This is a genomic window from Sinomonas sp. P10A9, assembly GCF_041022165.1.
Taxonomy (GTDB): Bacteria; Actinomycetota; Actinomycetes; order Actinomycetales; family Micrococcaceae; genus Sinomonas; species Sinomonas puerhi.
Genome location: NZ_CP163302.1, coordinates 1,337,566 through 1,356,059 on the forward strand (window position 1 = coordinate 1,337,566; position 18,494 = coordinate 1,356,059).

The window sequence follows — 18,494 nt, forward strand, 5'->3', positions numbered from 1 at the left end:
GTGAACAGGTGCGAAACTACACGACGGAGACCGAGCCCACACCGCTTGTGGGGCCCCGGCTCGAGGCGCTCCTTCCCGAGCTGATCGCCTTCCGCAGGGACCTCCATTCGCACCCTGAGCTCTCGTTCCACGAGTACCGCACCACGGACAGGCTCGCGTCCCGACTCGAGGCCGCCGGCCTCACTCCCCGCCGGCTCGAGGGAACCGGGGTCGTCGTCGACATCGGCTCCGGACCGATCGCGACGGCGGTGCGCGGCGACATCGACGCGCTGCCCATCATCGAGGAGACGGGCCTCCCCTTCGCCTCCCGCAACCACGGCGTCACCCACGCGTGCGGCCATGACGTCCACACGACGGTTGCCCTCGGCGTCGCCCTCGCCCTAGCGGAGCTCGACCGGGAGCGCCCGCTCGGCGCGACGGTGCGGGTCATCTTCCAGCCGGCCGAGGAGACCATGCCCGGCGGCGCCGTCTCGTGCATCGACCAGGGGGTCCTCTCCGGTGTGCCGCGGATCATGGCGCTGCACTGCGACCCGCGGATCGAAGTCGGCAGGATCGGCACGCGCATCGGGCCCATCACCTCCGCCTCGGACACCATCAGGATCTCGCTCACGGGCCGCGGCGGGCACACCTCGCGTCCCCACCTGACGGAGGATCTCGTCTTCGCGCTAGCCCAGATCGCGATCAACGTGCCCGCGGTCCTCTCGCGGCGCGTCGACGTGCGCAGCGGTGTGTCAATGGTCTGGGGACAGATCTCCGCCGGGGCTGCCCCGAACGCGATACCGGCCTCGGGATCGATGGCCGGGACCATGCGGTGCCTGGACCGCGAGGCATGGCACAGCGCCGGAGAACTCCTCGACGAGGTGGTCCAGCAGGTCGCAGCGCCCTACGGGGTCGACGTGAGCCTCGAGCACACCCGCGGGGTCCCGCCCGTTGTGAACTCCGAGCACGAGACCGCCCTGCTCGAGGCGGCCGCGCGCGCCGAGCTGGGGGAGGACGCCGTGGTGCTGACCCCCCAGTCCATGGGCGGGGAGGACTTCGCCTGGTTCCTCGCCGAGGTGCCCGGTTCGATGTTCCGGCTCGGCACCCACACACCCGGCGGCGAGGAGTACGACCTCCACCGCGGCGACTACATCGTCGATGAGGCCGCGATCGGCTACGGCGTGCAGGTGCTCACCGCTGCCGCCCTGAGGAGCATCAGGGACCTCTGAGGTGAAGGGCGGGCCGAGGGTCGGCTACTTCACGGTAACAATTCGCCAACGATTCCAGGACGGCGGGACGCCGCTCTATGTGAAGGACTTCTTTCCGAGTATCGTTGTGAGCTGTACCACGCGCCCGGACGCCGTCACACGCAGCCCGGGGCTGAGGATCATCTTCCCCTCTGGAGGACCACTTGAACCCCTTCCGTTCCCGCCTTCCCAAGGCCGGACTTGCCGGCGTTGCCATCGCGGGGGCAGCAGCGCTCGCCCTCGTAGGCTGCGGCGCCGCACCCACTACGTCTGGCCCGTCCGGCACATCCGGCGCAGCGGCCTCCAACTACCTGGGCTGCATGGTCTCCGACTCCGGCGGTTTCGACGACAAGTCCTTCAACCAGTCCGGCTACGAAGGCCTCCAGAAGGCCGTGAAGGACCTCGGCATCCAGGAGAAGCACGTCCAGTCCAAGGCTGATACGGACTACACGCCGAACCTCACGTCGATGGTGCAGGCCGGCTGCAAGCTCACGGTCACCGTCGGCTTCCTGCTCGGCGACGCGACCAAGGCCGCCGCGACCGCGAACCCGAACAGCCACTTCGCGATCATCGACTACACCGACCCGGCGTTCCCGAAGAACGTCAAGCCGATCGTCTACAACACGGCCCAGGCAGCCTTCCTCGCCGGCTACCTCGCCGCAGGGGAGAGCAAGACCGGCAAGGTCGCCACGTTCGGCGGGCTCAACATCCCGACGGTCACGATCTTCATGGACGGCTTCGCCGACGGCGTGAAGTACTACAACCAGAAGAAGAACAAGACAGTCCAGGTCCTCGGCTGGGACAAGGACAAGCAGGACGGCACGTTCGTGGGCGACTTCAAGTCCATCGACAAGGGCAAGGTCCTCACGCAGGGCTTCCTGCAGCAGGGCGCGGACATCGTCCTTCCGGTGGCGGGCCCCGTGGGCTCGGGCGCGGGCTCTGCTGTCCTCGACGCCAAGAAGGCCGGCCAGGACGCGAAGCTCATCTGGGTCGACTCCGACGGCTACCTGACTGCACCCGACTACAAGTCGGTGCTCCTGACCTCGGTCCAGAAGAAGATGACCGATGCCGTCGCTGCCGTCTTCAAGGACGACACCTCGGGCAAGTTCGACGCGGCTCCGTATGTCGGAACCCTCGCGAATGGCGGCGTGGCCCTGGCACCGTTCCACGATCTCGACTCCTCGGTCCCAGCTGACATGAAGAGCGAGCTCGACCAGCTCACGAAGGACATCGTCTCCGGCACCGTCAAGGTCGAGTCGAAGTCCAGCCCCGTCACGGGTTAGGCACCGCACACATTGTTCCAGCGCCGTCCGCCCTCCACAGCGGGCGGCGCTGGCATGATGGGCACTGACGCTGGCCCCACCGCACGCACGCCCCACTGCACACTAGGGGATGGTTCCAGAAGTGAAACTCGAGCTCCGCGGCATCACGAAGCGCTTCGGCACCTTCGCCGCGAATGACCACATTGACCTCGTCGTCGGGGATTCCCAGGTCCACGCCCTCCTCGGCGAGAACGGCGCTGGCAAGTCCACGCTCATGAACGTCCTCTACGGGCTGTACGAGCCCACCGAGGGCGAGATCCTCGTGGACGGCAGGCCTGTCACGTTCCGCGGCCCGGCAGACGCGATGGCCGCCGGGATTGGCATGGTGCACCAGCACTTCATGCTGGTCCCCGTCTTCACGGTCGCGGAGAACGTGGCCCTCGGCGCCGAATCAACGAAGGGTGCTGGGTTTCTCGACCTCGACGCGACGCGCGCAAAGATCCGCGAGATCTCTGCCCGTTATGGGTTCGACGTTGACCCGGACGCCCTCGTCGAGGATCTCCCGGTGGGGGTACAGCAGCGCGTCGAGATCATCAAGGCGCTCGTCCGCAACGCGAAGGTCCTCATCCTCGACGAGCCGACCGCCGTCCTCACGCCGCAGGAGACCGATGAGCTCCTCGAGATCATTGCCGAGCTCAAGGCCTCGGGCACCTCGATCATCTTCATCTCCCACAAGCTGCGCGAGGTCAAGGCCGTCGCCGATGTGATCACCGTGATCCGACGCGGTCGCGTGGTCGGCGACGCCGCGCCGTCGGCCGCTGCCGCCGAGCTCGCGACGATGATGGTGGGCCGGCCCGTGAGCCTGACCCTGGACAAGGCCCCGGCGCAGCCTCAGGAGACCACCTTCTCCGTCCGCGATCTCACGGTCGTGGCGCCCACCGGGCAGCGCGTGGTGGACGGTGTTTCCTTCGAGGTTGCCAAGGGTGAGATCCTGGCCGTCGCAGGCGTGCAGGGGAACGGGCAGACAGAGCTGACCGAGGCGATCCTAGGCCTCCACAGGCAGGCGACCGGCTCTGTGATGCTCGACGGCGAGGAGCTCCTGGGCCGGTCGGTCAAGCACGTGCTCGAGGCCGGGGTCGGGTTCGTCCCCGAGGACCGTTCGCATGACGGGCTCGTGGGCTCCTTCAGCGTCGCCGAGAACCTCGTCCTCGACCTCTACGACCGCGCCCCGTTTGCCCGCGGGCTCGCGATGAGCCCAGGGCGCGTCGCCGCGCAGGCGAAGGACAAGATCGAGGAATTCGACATCCGCACCCAGTCGGCGGACGAGCTCGCCTCGTCGCTCTCCGGCGGCAACCAGCAGAAGCTGGTCATGGCGCGGGAGCTCTCGCGCCCGCTGCGGCTCTTCATCGCCTCGCAGCCCACGCGGGGCGTCGACGTCGGCTCGATCGAGTTCCTGCATCGCCGGATCATCGCGGAGCGGGACCACGGGACGCCGGTCATGATCGTCTCGACAGAGCTCGACGAGATTATGGAGCTCTCGGACCGCATCGCCGTGCTCTACCGTGGGCGCCTCATGGGCATCGTCCAGGGCGACACGCCCCGCGACGTGCTCGGCCTCATGATGGCCGGCATGAGCGCGGACGAGGCGCGGGCGTCCGCCGCGGAGACCTACGAGCAGACCCACAGGGCCAGCGACGACACCCCAGGAGAGACCCATGCCTGACGTCCAGAACAGCCCCGAAGGGGCCCGGGCGCCGCAGCCCGTGCCGACGCCGGCGCCCGGGGGGAATCCCGGCTCCCCCGCCGGGAACGGCGAGTCGGTGTTCCGGCGCATTGCCACCGGCACGCCCATGGTCTCCGTGCTCTCTGTGGTCCTCGCCGTCGTGATCGGCGGGTTCCTCATGGCCGTCACGAACCCCAAGGTCGCGACCACGGCGGGCTACTTTTTCGCTCGACCCTCGGACATGATCTCCGAGGTCCTCAAGCCGTATGGCGCGCTCATCCAGGGCTCGATCTTCAACTGGCAGGGGGTCGACCTCGTTGCGCAGCTCTACCCGCTCGCCGAGACGCTGACCGTCTCGACCCCGCTCATCTTCGCCGGACTCGGGGTGGCGCTGGCCTTCCGCGCAGGCCTGTTCAACATCGGCGCGCAGGGGCAGCTCATCTTCGGAGCCCTGTTCGGCGCGTACGTGGGCTTCACATGGCACCTGCCGTTCGGCCTCCACCTGCTTCTCGTGATCGTGGCCGGAATCGTGGGCGGCGGCATCTGGGGTGCGATCGTCGGCTTCCTCAAGGCCCGGACCGGCGCGCACGAGGTCATCGTGACGATCATGTTCAACTACATCGCGGTTTTCTTCCTCCTCTTCCTGCTCACCACTGCGGCGTTCCAGCGCAAGGGCTCGACGAACCCGATCTCGCCCTTCCTCGACCCCAGCGCACTGTTCCCCCAACTCCTCGGGCCGCAGTTCCGGCTGCACGCCGGCTTCATCCTCGCCATCCTCGTCACGTGGGGCGTGTGGTGGCTCCTGTCCCGCTCCACGGTCGGGTTCGAGTTCCGGGCGGTCGGGGCAAACCCCCACGCCGCGCGGACCGCCGGCATCAACGTGGGCCGATCCACCGTGCTCGTCATGGCGATCGCAGGCGCGCTCTCTGGCCTGGCAGGCATTGCCCAGGTCTCCGGCACGGAGAAGTACCTCTCGGCGGGCGTCGCTGCATCGATCGGCTTCGACGCCATTACGGTGGCGCTCCTCGGGCGTTCGACGCCGTGGGGAACCTTCTTCGCGGGCCTCCTCTTCGGCGCCTTCCGCGCCGGCGGCGTGTCCATGCAGGCCGTGACGCAGACACCCATCGACATCGTCCTCGTCATCCAGTCGCTCATCGTGCTGTTCATCGCTGCGCCGCCGCTCGTGCGTGCCATCTTCGGACTCAACCCGCGCCGCCGGCGGAGCGCGAAGGGTTCAGACCCCGGACCATCGACCCCCGCCCCAGCGCAGAGCGGAGCTGCATCATGAGCACCACGACAGCACCCGCCCCGCAGGGGGCTGCTCCGGCAGTGGTGGTCCTGCCCGTGTCCCGGAAGGCAGCGGTGGGCCTGAGCGTCCTCGCGCTCGTGGCACTCGTCCTCTTCGGGTTCCTCTCGGGTACCAAGAACGCCTCGTTCGGCCTCGTCGACACCGGCCGCGAGGCTTCAGCGCTTGCGGCCTGGCTTGCGTTCGCCGTCACCCTGATCGCCTCCGCGTGGTTCGGCTACCTCTGGTTCCGGGCGCGCAAGGCCGGCCACGCGCCCGCCCGCTGGGTGCCGGGGACGCTCGCTGCAGCCGTCGTCGTCTTCCTCCTGTCGGTCCTGGGGGTGGCGGGGGTCACCGTCATCACGCTCAGCGCGCCGCTTCTCGGGTGGCTCACCGCCCTCGTGATGCTCGCGATCGCGGCGTACTCCGTGTGGCTCACCATCCGGCGACGCAGGACGCCGCGCTGGGCCACCACCGTCTTCGCCGTCGCCTTCCTCGTGGGCTTCCTCGTGTGGATCGTGGCCGGCGGCCGGGACCAGACTCCATACATTTCCTTGGCAGGGCTCCTCGCGGGCGCGGTGACCCTCTCGGTGCCGCTCGTGTTCGGTTCGCTCTCCGGGGTCCTGTGCGAGCGCAGCGGGATCGTGAACATCGCGATCGAAGGCCAACTGCTCATGGGCGCATTCAGCGCGGCAGTAGGGGCCACGATCGCGCACAACGTCTATGTTGGCCTGGCGTCTGCGGCCATTGCGGGCGCGCTCGTCTCGCTCGTGCTCGCGCTCGTGAGCATCAAGTACCTCGTCAACCAGATCATCGTGGGCGTGGTCCTCAACGTCCTCGTGGTCGGGCTGACCAACTTCCTCTTCTCGACCCTCCTCACCGAAGACCCCGACGGGCTCAACAAGCCCCCGCATCTGGGGAGCATCGAGATCCCGATCCTGGCGGACGTGCCGGTGATCGGCCCCATCCTGTTCCGCCAGTCGCTCGTGGGCTACCTCATGTATGCAGCCGTGATCGTCGTGTACGTCGGCCTGTTCCACACCCGCTGGGGCCTGCGCGTACGGGCCGTGGGCGAGCACCCCCAGGCCGCGGACACCCTCGGCGTCAACGTCAACCGGACGCGGTTCTGGAACACGATCCTCGGCGGCGCGGTGGCAGGGATCGGCGGCTCGTTCTTCACTCTCGTGGCGGTCGACGCATTCAGCAAGGAGATGTCCGCGGGCCGCGGCTACATTGCCCTGGCGGCGCTCATCTTCGGCCGGTGGAACCCGATCGGGGCGTTCCTCGCCTCGCTGCTGTTCGGCTTCGCCGACAACCTCCAGAGCATCATCACGATCATCGGCTCGCCGGTGCCGAGCCAGTTCATGGCGATGCTCCCGTACGTCGTGACGGTGTTCGCCGTCGCGGGCCTCGTCGGGCGCTCACGGCCGCCAGCCATGGAAGGCATCCCGTATGTCAAGCAATGATCTGGTCGGAGACCGAGACGGAGACCGGGACCCAGACGGAGACCGAGACCGAGACGCGGCCGGAGCCCGACACAGCGGCCGGCCCGGCGATGTCGACTGGGACGCGCTCACGGAGGCCGCCGCGCTGGCCATGCGCGCCGCGTACGCGCCCTACTCGAAGTTCCCGGTCGGCGCCGCGGCGCTCGTCGACGATGGCCGGGTCATCACGGGCTGCAACGTCGAGAACGCCTCGTACGGCCTCACCCTGTGCGCCGAGTGCACCCTCGTGGGCCAGCTCCGGCTGGGCGGCGGCGGCCGCATCGCCGCGTTCGTGTGCGTCGACGCCGGGGGCGCAGTCCTCATGCCGTGCGGGCGCTGCCGCCAGCTGCTCTACGAGTTCCGTGCGCCCGGAATGCGCCTGCTGACGGTCAGCGGGGTGCGCACCATGGACGAGGTCCTCCCAGACGCCTTCGGCCCGCAGAACCTTGACCACTGAGAAGGAGAAGCCCATGACCACCGCCGAGCCCTTCGACGCCGTCGACGTCATCCGCGCCAAGCGTGACCGCCGCGAGCTGGCCGATGCCCAGATCGACTGGGTCATCGACGCGTACACGCGCGGCGCCGTTGCCGACGAGCAGATGTCCGCGCTCGCCATGGCGATTCTGCTCAACGGCATGACCCATCGCGAGACGGCCCGATGGACGACGGCGATGATCGCCTCGGGCGAGCGCCTGGACTTCTCGTCGCTCCGGACGCGCTCGGGGGCCAGGGTGCCCACGGCGGACAAGCACTCGACCGGTGGAGTGGGCGACAAGATTACCCTTCCGCTCGCCCCCCTCGTGGCGGTGTTCGGTGTCGCCGTTCCACAGCTCTCCGGCCGCGGTCTGGGCCACACGGGCGGCACCCTGGACAAGCTCGAATCGATCCCCGGCTGGCGGGCGTCGCTCACGAACGAGGAGATGATGTCCCAGCTCGGCGAGGTCGGCGCCGTCGTGTGTGCCGCCGGGGCCGGGCTCGCGCCAGCAGACAAGAAGCTCTACGCCCTGCGCGACGTGACCGGGACGGTCGAGGCGATCCCGCTCATCGCGTCCTCGATCATGAGCAAGAAGATCGCGGAGGGAACGGGCGCGCTCGTCCTCGACGTGAAGGTCGGGTCGGGCGCGTTCATGAAGGACGAGGCGAGCGCGCGTGAGCTCGCCCAGACTATGGTGGCGCTCGGCCAGGACGCGGGCGTGCACACGGTGGCGCTCCTGACCGGCATGAGCACTCCGCTCGGCCTCACGGCCGGCAACGCGATCGAGGTCGAGGAGTCCCTCGAGGTGCTCGCTGGCGGGGGTCCCGAGGACGTCGTCGAGCTGACCGTACGCCTGGCCGAGGAGATGCTCGCAGGCGCTGGCGTACACGGCGCCGACCCGGCCGCCGCGCTCCGGGACGGCCGCGCGATGGACGTGTGGCGCCGTATGATCGCGGCCCAGGGCGGAGACCCCGACGCGGCGCTGCCCCAGGCGAAGGAGTCCGAGACCGTGTACGCACCCGCAGACGGTGTGCTCGTGGGGCTCGACGCCCTGTCCGTGGGGGTCGCCGCGTGGCGGCTGGGTGCGGGGCGGGCGCGCAAAGAGGACGCAGTGCAGGCTGGCGCGGGGGTGCGGCTCCACGCGAAGCCCGGAGCGACCGTGCGCGCGGGGGAACCCCTCATGACCCTGCTGACGGACACGCCGGAGCGGTTCGATCGGGCCAGGGAGGCTCTCGAGGGTGCCGTCACGATCGCGCCCGAGGGGTCTCGACCGGCCAGCAGGCTCATCCTCGACAGGATCGCCTGAGGCCTCCCTGCGGCGGTGCCGGCGGCCCGCCCCGGGGAGCGCGCGCGGTCGTCCCGGAGACGACCCTGTCCCAGGGGTTGGCAGCCCGACTGCGGATAGGAAGCGCGGATAGGAAGCAGGGGCTGTACCGTGGGACACTGGTGAGGTCTATACAGTCCGAGGAGCCCGCACCGCATGCCGCTTGAGCAAATCAACGAGGTGATCCTGCACGCCGCCGGGCAGTGGTGGGTCTATCCCGTACTGCTCGTCTTCTTCTTCGTTGACGGCTTCGCCATGATCGCGCCAAGCGAGACGCTCATCGTCGCGCTCGCGGCGTACTGGCGCCATTCGGGCCAACCAAACCTGTGGCTCCTCGGCGCAACCGCGCTCGTCGGCGCCATGGCGGGCGACAACATGGCCTATTACCTCGGCAGGAAGATCGGCACCGACCGCTGGAAGTGGATGCGGCGCCCCCGTGTGCAGAAGGTCTTCGGATGGGCCCGGCACGAGCTCGACAAGCGGGGCGCTGTCCTCATCTTCACGGCCCGCTACATCCCGTGGGGCCGTGTGGCCGTCAACTACGTGTCCGGCAGCACGGGCTTCAGGCACCGGACGTTCTTCTGGCTCGACGCGTTCGCATGCCTGACCTGGGTGGGCTACTCGATCGGGATCGGCCTGCTCGCGAGCTCCTTCCCGTGGCTCCACCACAATCCGCTCCTGAGCGTGGCAGTGGCGGTTGCCTTCGCGGTCGTCCTGGGCATCGGGCTCGACCACGCCATCACGGTGTTCCACCGGTGGCGGGACACCGTGGACGCCCGCAAGGCCGCCGCCGAGGCCGCGGCAGAGCACGAGCGCGAGCGGCTCCTGAACCCCCATGCGCCGGCAGACGACTACGCACCCCGTGACCGCGGCGTCGGCGCCCCGCGCGAGACGACACGGGCCACAGGCGACTGACCCTTGGCTCCCCGGCCCGTCCAGTGGCCGGATGCCTCGGCGTTCTCTAGAGTTGTGGCGTGACTGAGCCCTACATCAACGACGCCCCCGACCTGACCTTCGACCTCCGGGCTCTGCCCAAGGTCTCCCTCCACGATCATCTGGACGGTGGCCTCCGCCCCGCGACGATCATCGAGCTTGCCGCCGAGATCGGGCACGGGCTCCCGTCGACGGACCCCGTGGCCCTTGGCCAGTGGTTCCGCGACGCCGCCGACTCCGGCTCGCTCCCGCGGTACCTCGAGACCTTCGACCACACCATCGCGGTCATGCAGACCAACGCCGCGCTGCGCCGCATCGCCAGGGAATTCGTCGAGGACCTCGCGGACGACGGCGTCGTATACGGGGAGGTGCGCTGGGCACCCGAGCAGCACCTCACCGAAGGCCTCACGCTAGATGAAGCCGTCGAGGCCGTCCAGGCGGGGCTCGAGGACGGCATGGCGGCGGTCGAGGAATCGGGCCGGGTCATCGCGGTGGGCCAGCTCATCACGGCGATGCGGCATGCGGACAACTCCCAGGAGATCGCCGAGCTTGCCGTGCGCCACCGCGACGCTGGCGCCGTGGGCTTCGACATCGCGGGCGCCGAGGATGGCTTCCCGCCCTCGCGCTTCGCCGAGGCATTCACGTACCTCGCCCGGAACAACTTCCCCGCGACGGTCCATGCCGGCGAGGCCGCGGGTCTGGACAGCATCCAGTCTGCGCTCGTGGACGGCCGCGCGCTCCGCCTCGGCCACGGCGTGCGGATCGCCGAGGACATCACTGTCGAGTCCACGGACGAGGTCGACGAGGACGGCGTGCCGATCCTCGACGTGACGCTGGGCCCTCTCGCGGCGTGGGTCCGCGACCGCGGCATCCCGCTCGAGCTGTGCCCGTCCTCGAACCTCCAGACCGGCGCGATCGCCAAGTGGGGCGAGGACATCCTCGACCACCCGATCGACATGCTCTACGAGCTCGGCTTCAACGTCACCGTCAACACGGACAACCGCCTCATGAGCGGCGTGACCCTCACCGACGAGTTCGAACTGCTCGTGGAGGCCTTCGACTACGATCTCGACGACCTGCTCGAGCTCACACTCAACGCCGCAGAGGCCGCGTTCCTGCCACTCGAGGACCGCGAGGACCTCGTGGAGTACATCAACGAGGCCTACGCGAATCTCGCCGAGTGAGCAGGCGCTGAGGTGAGTGCCGCCGTCGACCGTCTCGTGGAGGTGGTGCGCCTCCTGCGCGAGCACTGCCTGTGGACGGCGGCACTCACGCACGCGTCGCTTGTCACGTACCTCATCGAGGAGTCCTACGAGCTCGTCGAGGCGATCGAGGACGGACATCCCGAGGAAGACCTCAAGGGCGAGCTCGCCGATGTGCTCCTGCAGGTGGTGCTGCACTCCGAGATTGCCCGCGAGCGGGGCGCATTCGATCTCGACGGCGTGGCGGCGGCGCTCACGGACAAGATGGTGCGGCGCAACAGGCACGTCTTCACGGCCGACGGCGCCCTGCAGCCGAGCTTCCCCTCGACCGTCGAGGAGATCATCGCCTCGTGGGACGAGGCGAAACGGCGGGAGAAGCACGACGGCGGTGACTCGCCGCGTCTGGTCGGCCCCGGCGCGCTCGAGGGGCTTCCCCGACACCTGCCGGCGCTCGCGCTCGCGCAGAAGGCGCTGGGCCGGGCCGAGCGGCGGCGGGCGCTGGACGGGCTGGCCTCGGCCGAAGGTGCCCCAATCCCGCGCGCAGACGACCCGGTCTCCGGCACACGGGCCCCGGTCGCGCCGGCCTTCGCGACGGAAGAGGAGCTGGGCGAGTTCCTCCTCGGCGTGGTGCGGGAGGCCCGTGCCCGCGGCCTGGACGCTGAGCGGGCGCTGCGCACCGCCGTCGCCAGCCTCTGAGCCGGCCGTCCGCGTCACAGGTCGCGTTCGCGCGCGTGGGGCGGTTAGGCTGGGGCCGACACCGTGGCTGCGCTCGTGCCCTCCTGCGGGCTGCGCCACAGTCCTGAGTCGTTCCATCCATCAAGGAGCACATTCATGGCGCTTATCGATGCCATCCACGCCCGCGAGATCCTCGATTCCCGCGGCAACCCGACGGTCGAGGTCGAGGTCCTGCTCAGCGACGGCTCACTCGGCCGCGCAGCGGTGCCGTCGGGCGCGTCGACGGGCGAGTTCGAGGCCGTGGAGCGCCGTGACGGCGACAAGGGCCGCTACCAGGGCAAGGGCGTCCAGCAGGCCGTCGAGGCCGTGCTCGACCAGATCGCCCCGGCCCTGACGGGCTTCGACGCGACCGACCAGCGCGCGATCGACCAGGCGATGATCGACCTGGACGGCACCGCCAACAAGAGCAACCTCGGCGCCAATGCGATCCTCGGCGTCTCCCTCGCCGTCGCCAACGCTGCCGCGGACTCGGCGAACTTGCCGCTCTACCGCTACCTCGGCGGCCCCAACGCGCACGTGCTTCCTGTGCCGCTCATGAACATCCTCAACGGCGGCTCGCACGCCGACTCCGACGTGGACATCCAGGAGTTCATGATCGCTCCGATCGGCGCGGAGACCTTCTCCGAGGGCCTCCGCTGGGGCGTCGAGGTGTACCACAACCTGAAGAGCGTCCTTAAGGACAAGGGCCTCTCGACGGGCCTCGGCGACGAGGGCGGCTTCGCCCCGAACCTGCCGTCCAACCGCGCGGCGCTCGAGCTCATCACCGAGGCCATCACGAAGGCCGGCTACACCCCGGGCAAGGACATCGCGCTCGCGCTCGACGTCGCCTCGTCCGAGTTCTTCACGAACGGCACCTACCAGTTCGAGGGCAAGTCCCTCTCCGCCGCCGAGATGAGCGCGTACTACGCGGAGCTCGTGGCGGACTTCCCGCTCGTCTCGATCGAGGACCCGCTCGATGAGAACGACTGGGATGGCTGGAAGATCCTCACCGAGGCGATCGGGGACAAGGTCCAGATCGTCGGCGACGACCTCTTCGTGACCAACCCGGAGCGCCTCCAGCGCGGCATCGACGCCAAGACGGCCAACTCGCTGCTCGTGAAGGTCAACCAGATCGGTTCGCTCACTGAGACGCTCGACGCCGTGTCCCTGGCCCAGCGCAGCGGCTACACGACGATCACGTCCCACCGCTCGGGCGAGACCGAGGACACGACCATTGCGGACATCTGTGTCGCAACCAACGCCGGCCAGATCAAGACGGGCGCCCCGGCCCGCTCGGAGCGCGTGGCGAAGTACAACCAGCTCCTCCGCATCGAGGAGGAGCTCGACGACGCCGCCCGCTACGCAGGGCGCAGCGCCTTCCCGCGCTTCAAGGGCTGAGCCTGGCGGTCTGTGCCGGGCGGGCTCAGCCCCGCCTGCACGGAAGAGGCTCCCGCGGCGGCTATCGTTGAAAGACGATGGCCGCCGCGGCACTGTTTCCGGCGGCAGACCACCCGGCACCGAACCGCAAGGAGCTCCCATGGCGACGCGTCGACCGGCCGTGCCCCGCACGCCGGCCACGAAGCGGCCAGCACCGTCGGAGCCGGCGCGGCAGAACGCAGCCGGGCCTGCGGCCGCCGCGGCCGCCAAGCCAACAGCCAAGGCCACGCCGAACGCGCAGCCTCCGGGCGCGCCGAAGGAGGTCAAGAAGGCCTCGAGGAAGGCCAAGGCCACCACGCCCGCGAAGTCGAAGACGCAGCTGCGCACTCCGGTCCCCACGGACGAGGCCCCTGTTCCCGCGCGGGCGTTCTCCGGACGCATCGTCGCCCTCGCCGTCGTCCTGGTGGCCATCACGATCATGCTCGCCCCGACCGTGCGGATCTTCATCGGGCAGCGGGCCGAGATCAGCGCGCTCCAGGGCGATATCGCCGCCAAGCAGGCCGAGCAGGATTCCCTCAAGCAGTCCATCGCGCGGTGGCAGGACCAGAACTACGTCAAGCAGCAGGCACGCGACCGCATTAACATGGTCATGCCCGGCGAGACGGCGTACTGGGTGTTCGGAGACACTGGGGCGGCGACCACGGGTACGAGCAGTAGCGGCACGGCTCCCGCCAGCGCCGAGAAGCCCTGGGCCCAGGGCTTCTGGGATTCGCTCGTGCGGGCGGCAACCGACTGAACCGCCCGGCACTCACGCAGCGTGAGGCTGACGAGCGAGGTGGGCGAGCGCCGTCGTGCGTGGCACCGAAACGATCAAGGACAGTGAACATCGTGACCGAGACCCCCTCGACACTGGGCGACGCCCCCACGGCGCACGACCTGGACACCCTCAGCCGCCAGCTGGGGCGGCCGGTGCGCGACGTCGTCGCCATCTCGGCCAGATGCGTGTGCGGGAACCCGCTCGTCGCGGCCACGGCGCCGCGACTGTCGAACGGGACTCCGTTCCCGACCACCTTCTACCTCACGCACCCTGTGGTCACGGCCGCTGTGTCGCGGCTCGAGGCCGGGGGCCTCATGACGGAGATGAATGAGCGGCTCATTGCCGACCCCGAGCTGGCCGCGGCGTACCGTGGCGCGCATGAGGCCTACCTCGCGGCGCGGGAGGAGATCGGCCGCCGTGCCGGAACCGGGCCCGTGCCCGAGATCGACGGCGTCTCGGCCGGCGGAATGCCCACCCGCGTCAAGTGCCTCCATGTGCTTGTGGGCGAGTCCCTCGCGCTCGGTCCGGGGGTCAATCCGCTCGGTGACGAGGCTATCGGGGCCCTTGCCGCGTGGTGGACCACGGACCGCTGCTACTGCGCCGGCGCGTGGGACACACGGGGCACGGCGCCGGACAGGGACCTCTCGCGGCACGGCCCCCAGGGACTGCCGGCCATGACGGGGCGGCCCGCACCGGTGCGCAAGTCCGAGGGCGGGCCTGAGAACACCGGGCCAGAAACCGCGTCGCGACGCGAAGGGGGCGCATCGTGAGGGTCGCCGGAATCGACTGCGGGACGAACTCCATCCGTTTGCTCGTCGCTGACGCTGTGACCGCCGACGGCGCACGCGCTGACCCGGCACGCACAGACGGGGCGGCGGCCGGCAGCACCACACGGCTCGAGGACGTGCATCGCGAGATGCGGGTGGTCCGGCTCGGGCAGGGAGTCGATGCCACGGGCATGCTCGCCCCCGAGGCGCTCGAGCGCACCTTCGCCGCGGCGGACGACTACGCGGCCACCGTGCGGAGCCTCGGCGCCGAGCGCGTGCGCTTCGTCGCGACCTCGGCGATGCGCGACGCCGGCAACCGCGACGAGTTCGTCGCGGGAATCCGCGAGCGCTTCGGCGTGGACCCCGAGATCGTGGCCGGCACCGAAGAGGCTGCGCTGAGCTTCGCGGGCGCCGCAAGCGTCCTCGCGCTCGAGGAGGGCAGGCCCGTCCTTGTCGTGGACCTCGGCGGCGGCAGCACCGAATTCGTCCTCGGGGACGCGCGTGGGGTCATCGCTGCGGCGTCCATCGATATGGGGTGCGTGCGCCTGACCGAGCGCCATCTGCATTCCGACCCGCCGACCTCCGACGAGATCGCCGCTGCGGAGCGCGACGTCGACGCGGGCCTTGCCCGGGCCCTCGCAGGGGTGGCGCTCGGCGAAGCGACGGCCATCATCGGCGTCGCGGGCTCGATCACGACCATCACCGCCCACGCCCTGCGCCTGCCCACGTACCAGCCCGAGCGGATCCATGCCGCCGAGCTGACGATCAGCCAGATCACGGACGCCTGCGCGGATCTTCTCGCACTCACCCGCGGCGAGCGCGCCGCCCTGCCGTACATGCACCCGGGCCGGGTTGACGTAATCGGCGCGGGAGCCCTCGTGTGGCGCCGCATCCTCGCTCGCGTGAGCGAACTGACCGGAGGCGCGATCACGACGGCCGTGACGAGCGAGCACGACATCCTCGACGGCATCGCCCTGAGCACCCTGGCGGAAAGCGCTTCGTGATCCGACGCCCGCTCCTGACCGCGCTGTCGCTCGCTGCAAGCCTTGCCACGGCCTTCGCCGTCGCGGCCCTCGGGCTCCTGCCGGCGGCGCCGAGGGCGTTTGCCGACAGTATCCGGGACCGCGAGTACTGGCTCAGCGACTACGGGATCCAGAAGGCCTGGGAGGTGTCGAAGGGCGCGGGCGTCAAGGTTGCGGTGATCGACAGCGGGATTGACGGCAGCCACCCGGACCTGCGCGGCGTCGTCGTCGGCGGTCACGACTCCTCGGGCGCGGGCCAGCCCGACGGGCAGAAGCCGATCGGAGCGAAGCCCGAGCACGGGACGCTCGTCGCGACGATGCTCGCGGGGCGGGGCCACACCGGCAACCCGAGCGGGGATCCCGCGAGTGCTGCCGGCGGACCGGACGGGATCGTGGGCGTTGCACCCGAGGCGCAGATCCTCTCGGCCTCCACGTGGCTCGGCTCGCCCAATCCGGCTGGGCGGCCGGACACGGACCAGATCCCCGATGCCGTCCGTTGGGCCGTGGGCCAGGGTGCCAAGGTCATCAACATCTCGCTCGGCAGTTCCTCGCCCGTGTGGCCGGAGAGCTGGGACTCGGCCTTCCTGTATGCCGAGCAGAAGGATGTCGTCATTGTGGCCGCGGCCGGCAACCGGGGTGGCGGCAATGTCGAGGTGGGTGCACCGGCCACCATTCCGGGCGTTCTCACGGTGGCAGGGCTCGACCGTCAGCAGAATGCCAGCCTCGACTCGTCCTCGCAGGGCATCAGCATCGGCGTCGCTGCGCCGGCCGAGCAGCTGGTCGGTGGCCTCCCCGGAGGCCAGTATGCCGAGTGGGCCGGGACCTCCGGCGCGGCCCCGATCGTGTCCGGGGTTGCTGCGCTCATCCGTTCGAAGTGGCCGCAGATGAGCGCGGCGCAGGTCATCAACCGGATCGTGTTGACGGCCAGGGACGCCGGCGCCCCAGGTGTGGACCCGATCTACGGCCGGGGCATCCTCGACGCCGCCGCGGCACTCACGGCGGATGTTCCCGAGACGGCAGCCAACCCGCTGGGATCCATCGCCGACTGGATCCGGGTCCACCGCAAGGGCGGCGCCGCGGATGGAGCAAGCGCCACGTCGGCGCCGGGGGAGACCGCCGCGCCGACGACCCCCGTCCAGGCTGCTCCCGAACCGACGGCGCCCACTCCGCGGATCGATTCCGTCGACAGCCCCTGGCCCGCTGTGACCGTCCTCGGCTCGGCCGCCGTGGTGGTCGCCGTGGCTGCGGGCGGTGCCCTCCACCTGCGCCGGAGGGCACTTCTCGAACGGGCGCGCGACGGCGCGCAGGCGCCTCTCGAGGGGCGCGGAAGAGCGGTGGAGGATCCCCTCGAAGACCGCTAGTGAATTTTTTCACAAACTGGTATCTTTGGATCATGCCTTCCTCCCTGCAGCTTGTCGATCGCCCCCGCGTCCTCGTCGTCGGCGGCGGCTACGTCGGCCTCTACGTGGCCCTTAACCTCCAGAAGAAGATCGCCACGGCCGGCGGCATCGTCACGGTCGTCGATCCCAACCCCTACATGACGTACCAGCCGTTCCTGCCCGAGGTTGCCGGCGGCAACATCGAAGCACGGCACGCGGTCGTCTCCCTGCGCGAGCACCTCAAGGGCAGCGAGGTCATCCAGGGTTCCGTCACGAGCGTCGACCACGAGAACCGCAAGGCCGTCGTCGAACTCCCGGGCGATCAGGGCTTCGTCGAGATCCCCTACGTCGATGTGGTCCTCGCAGCCGGTTCCATCACGCGCACCTTCCCGATCCCGGGCCTCGCCGAGGCCGGCATCGGCAACAAGACCATCGAGGAGGCCGTGGCCCTCCGCAACCAGCTGATCGAGCGGATCGAGTTCGCCTCGACCGCCACCGATCCGGCCGAGCGCAAGCGTGCGCTGACCTTCGTCGTGGTGGGCGGCGGGTTCGCCGGCATCGAGACCATCGCCGAGCTCGAGGACCTCGCCCGCGAGGCCGTGCGCAACAACGGCCGCCTCCGCCAGGAGGAGGTGCGCTTCGTCCTCGTCGAGGCCATGGGGCGCATCATGCCAGAGGTCACTGCCGATCAGGCCGAGTGGGTCGTCAAGCACCTTCAGAGCCGCGGCGTCGAGGTCCTCCTCAACACGTCTCTTGCGAATGCCGAGGGCTCCCTCAAGCTCATCAACATGCCGGACAAGACCCCGGCGGACGAGTTCGAGGCGGACACCCTCATCTGGACCGCCGGTGTGCAGGCCAACCCCATGGTCCGCTCAACGGACTTCCCGCTCGAGCCGCGCGGCCGCGTGCGGGTCCTTCCGGACCTGCGCATCGCGGGCGACGAGGGCATCATCGACAACGCCTGGGCTGCTGGCGATGTTGCCGCCGTCCCGGACCTCACGGGCAAGGGCCTTCCGGACGGCACGTGTGTCCCCAACGCCCAGCACGCGCTGCGCCAGGCCAAGGTCCTCGCGAAGAACCTGTGGGCCAACCGCTGGGACAAGCCCCTCGTCGACTACAAGCACAAGAACCTCGGTGCCGTGGCCGGCTTCGGCCCCTGGAAGGGCGTCGCGAACATCAACGTGCTCGGCCGCATCGGCCTCACGGGCCCGCTGGCGTGGGTTGCCCACCGCGGCTACCACGGCCTGGCGATCCCGACCGCCGAGCGCAAGTTCCGTGTGATGCTCGACTGGTTCTCCTCCCTCTTCGCTGGGCGCGACACCACCCCGCTGCAGGGCCTGACGAACCCGCGCGCCGCCTTCGAGACGGCCGCACGCCCGGCGCCGAAGCCTGCAGCCCCGGCCTCGGTCCCGGCCCCGGCTGCTGCGTCCGACGGCGCCGGCGAGAAGGTTCCTGCCGGAGCCAAGTAGGCATTTTGCCGCCGAGCTGTCCGGCGGTGACCACG

16 protein-coding genes are annotated in these 18,494 nt (G+C 69.8%); all 16 read left to right on the forward strand.

The genetic code is table 11. The features are described from left to right. The first annotated feature begins 8 nt into the window (after window positions 1–8). The 16 genes from AB5L97_RS06095 (at window position 9) to AB5L97_RS06170 (ending at window position 18,459) form a co-directional block, all read left to right on the forward strand. Window positions 9–1,208: an amidohydrolase gene (locus tag AB5L97_RS06095; RefSeq protein ID WP_307957136.1), complete on the forward strand. Its 1,200-nt coding sequence runs from the start codon at window positions 9–11 to the stop codon at window positions 1,206–1,208. 182 nt (window positions 1,209–1,390) lie between these two features. Beyond that, window positions 1,391–2,509 carry a BMP family lipoprotein gene (locus AB5L97_RS06100; RefSeq protein WP_369046881.1) on the forward strand — a complete coding sequence of 373 codons (1,119 nt, stop codon included), beginning with the start codon at window positions 1,391–1,393 and terminating at the stop codon, window positions 2,507–2,509. 121 nt (window positions 2,510–2,630) lie between these two features. Beyond that, the gene (locus AB5L97_RS06105; protein ID WP_369046882.1) at window positions 2,631–4,211 is read left to right on the forward strand and encodes an ABC transporter ATP-binding protein; all 1,581 of its coding nucleotides are present in this window, start codon (window positions 2,631–2,633) and stop codon (window positions 4,209–4,211) included. Beyond that, window positions 4,204–5,499, forward strand: a complete 1,296-nt coding sequence (locus AB5L97_RS06110; RefSeq protein ID WP_369046883.1) for an ABC transporter permease — start codon at window positions 4,204–4,206, stop codon at window positions 5,497–5,499. The genes AB5L97_RS06105 and AB5L97_RS06110 overlap by 8 nt, the downstream gene beginning before the upstream one ends. Further along, the gene (locus AB5L97_RS06115) at window positions 5,496–6,962 is read left to right on the forward strand and encodes an ABC transporter permease (RefSeq protein ID WP_369046884.1); all 1,467 of its coding nucleotides are present in this window, start codon (window positions 5,496–5,498) and stop codon (window positions 6,960–6,962) included. The genes AB5L97_RS06110 and AB5L97_RS06115 overlap by 4 nt, the downstream gene beginning before the upstream one ends. Continuing rightward, window positions 6,949–7,437 (forward strand): cytidine deaminase, encoded by a 489-nt coding sequence (locus tag AB5L97_RS06120; protein ID WP_369046885.1) that lies wholly within the window; start codon window positions 6,949–6,951, stop codon window positions 7,435–7,437. Before AB5L97_RS06115 ends, AB5L97_RS06120 begins: the two co-directional genes overlap by 14 nt. Before the next feature lie 13 nt (window positions 7,438–7,450). Then, complete coding sequence (locus AB5L97_RS06125; protein WP_369046886.1) at window positions 7,451–8,761, forward strand: thymidine phosphorylase; 1,311 nt, start codon at window positions 7,451–7,453, stop codon at window positions 8,759–8,761. 174 nt (window positions 8,762–8,935) lie between these two features. Then, window positions 8,936–9,694 (forward strand): DedA family protein, encoded by a 759-nt coding sequence (locus tag AB5L97_RS06130; protein WP_307957143.1) that lies wholly within the window; start codon window positions 8,936–8,938, stop codon window positions 9,692–9,694. Window positions 9,695–9,753: 59 nt separating this feature from the next. Continuing rightward, window positions 9,754–10,896 (forward strand): adenosine deaminase, encoded by a 1,143-nt coding sequence (locus AB5L97_RS06135; protein WP_307957144.1) that lies wholly within the window; start codon window positions 9,754–9,756, stop codon window positions 10,894–10,896. Between the two features lie 12 nt (window positions 10,897–10,908). Continuing rightward, the gene (locus AB5L97_RS06140) at window positions 10,909–11,610 is read left to right on the forward strand and encodes a MazG nucleotide pyrophosphohydrolase domain-containing protein (protein ID WP_369046887.1); all 702 of its coding nucleotides are present in this window, start codon (window positions 10,909–10,911) and stop codon (window positions 11,608–11,610) included. Window positions 11,611–11,745: 135 nt separating this feature from the next. Then, window positions 11,746–13,026: a phosphopyruvate hydratase gene (gene eno, locus AB5L97_RS06145; RefSeq protein WP_307957146.1), complete on the forward strand. Its 1,281-nt coding sequence runs from the start codon at window positions 11,746–11,748 to the stop codon at window positions 13,024–13,026. 139 nt (window positions 13,027–13,165) lie between these two features. Continuing rightward, entirely contained in the window at window positions 13,166–13,801 is a 636-nt protein-coding gene (locus tag AB5L97_RS06150) for an FtsB family cell division protein (protein ID WP_369046888.1), read from the forward strand. Window positions 13,802–13,893: 92 nt separating this feature from the next. Further along, entirely contained in the window at window positions 13,894–14,592 is a 699-nt protein-coding gene (locus AB5L97_RS06155) for a DUF501 domain-containing protein (RefSeq protein ID WP_369046889.1), read from the forward strand. Next, window positions 14,586–15,593, forward strand: a complete 1,008-nt coding sequence (locus AB5L97_RS06160; protein WP_369047365.1) for an exopolyphosphatase — start codon at window positions 14,586–14,588, stop codon at window positions 15,591–15,593. The genes AB5L97_RS06155 and AB5L97_RS06160 overlap by 7 nt, the downstream gene beginning before the upstream one ends. Further along, window positions 15,590–16,972: a S8 family peptidase gene (locus AB5L97_RS06165; protein WP_369046890.1), complete on the forward strand. Its 1,383-nt coding sequence runs from the start codon at window positions 15,590–15,592 to the stop codon at window positions 16,970–16,972. The genes AB5L97_RS06160 and AB5L97_RS06165 overlap by 4 nt, the downstream gene beginning before the upstream one ends. Window positions 16,973–17,004: 32 nt before the next feature. Then, window positions 17,005–18,459, forward strand: a complete 1,455-nt coding sequence (locus AB5L97_RS06170; protein ID WP_369046891.1) for an NAD(P)/FAD-dependent oxidoreductase — start codon at window positions 17,005–17,007, stop codon at window positions 18,457–18,459. Window positions 18,460–18,494: the final 35 nt, after the last annotated feature.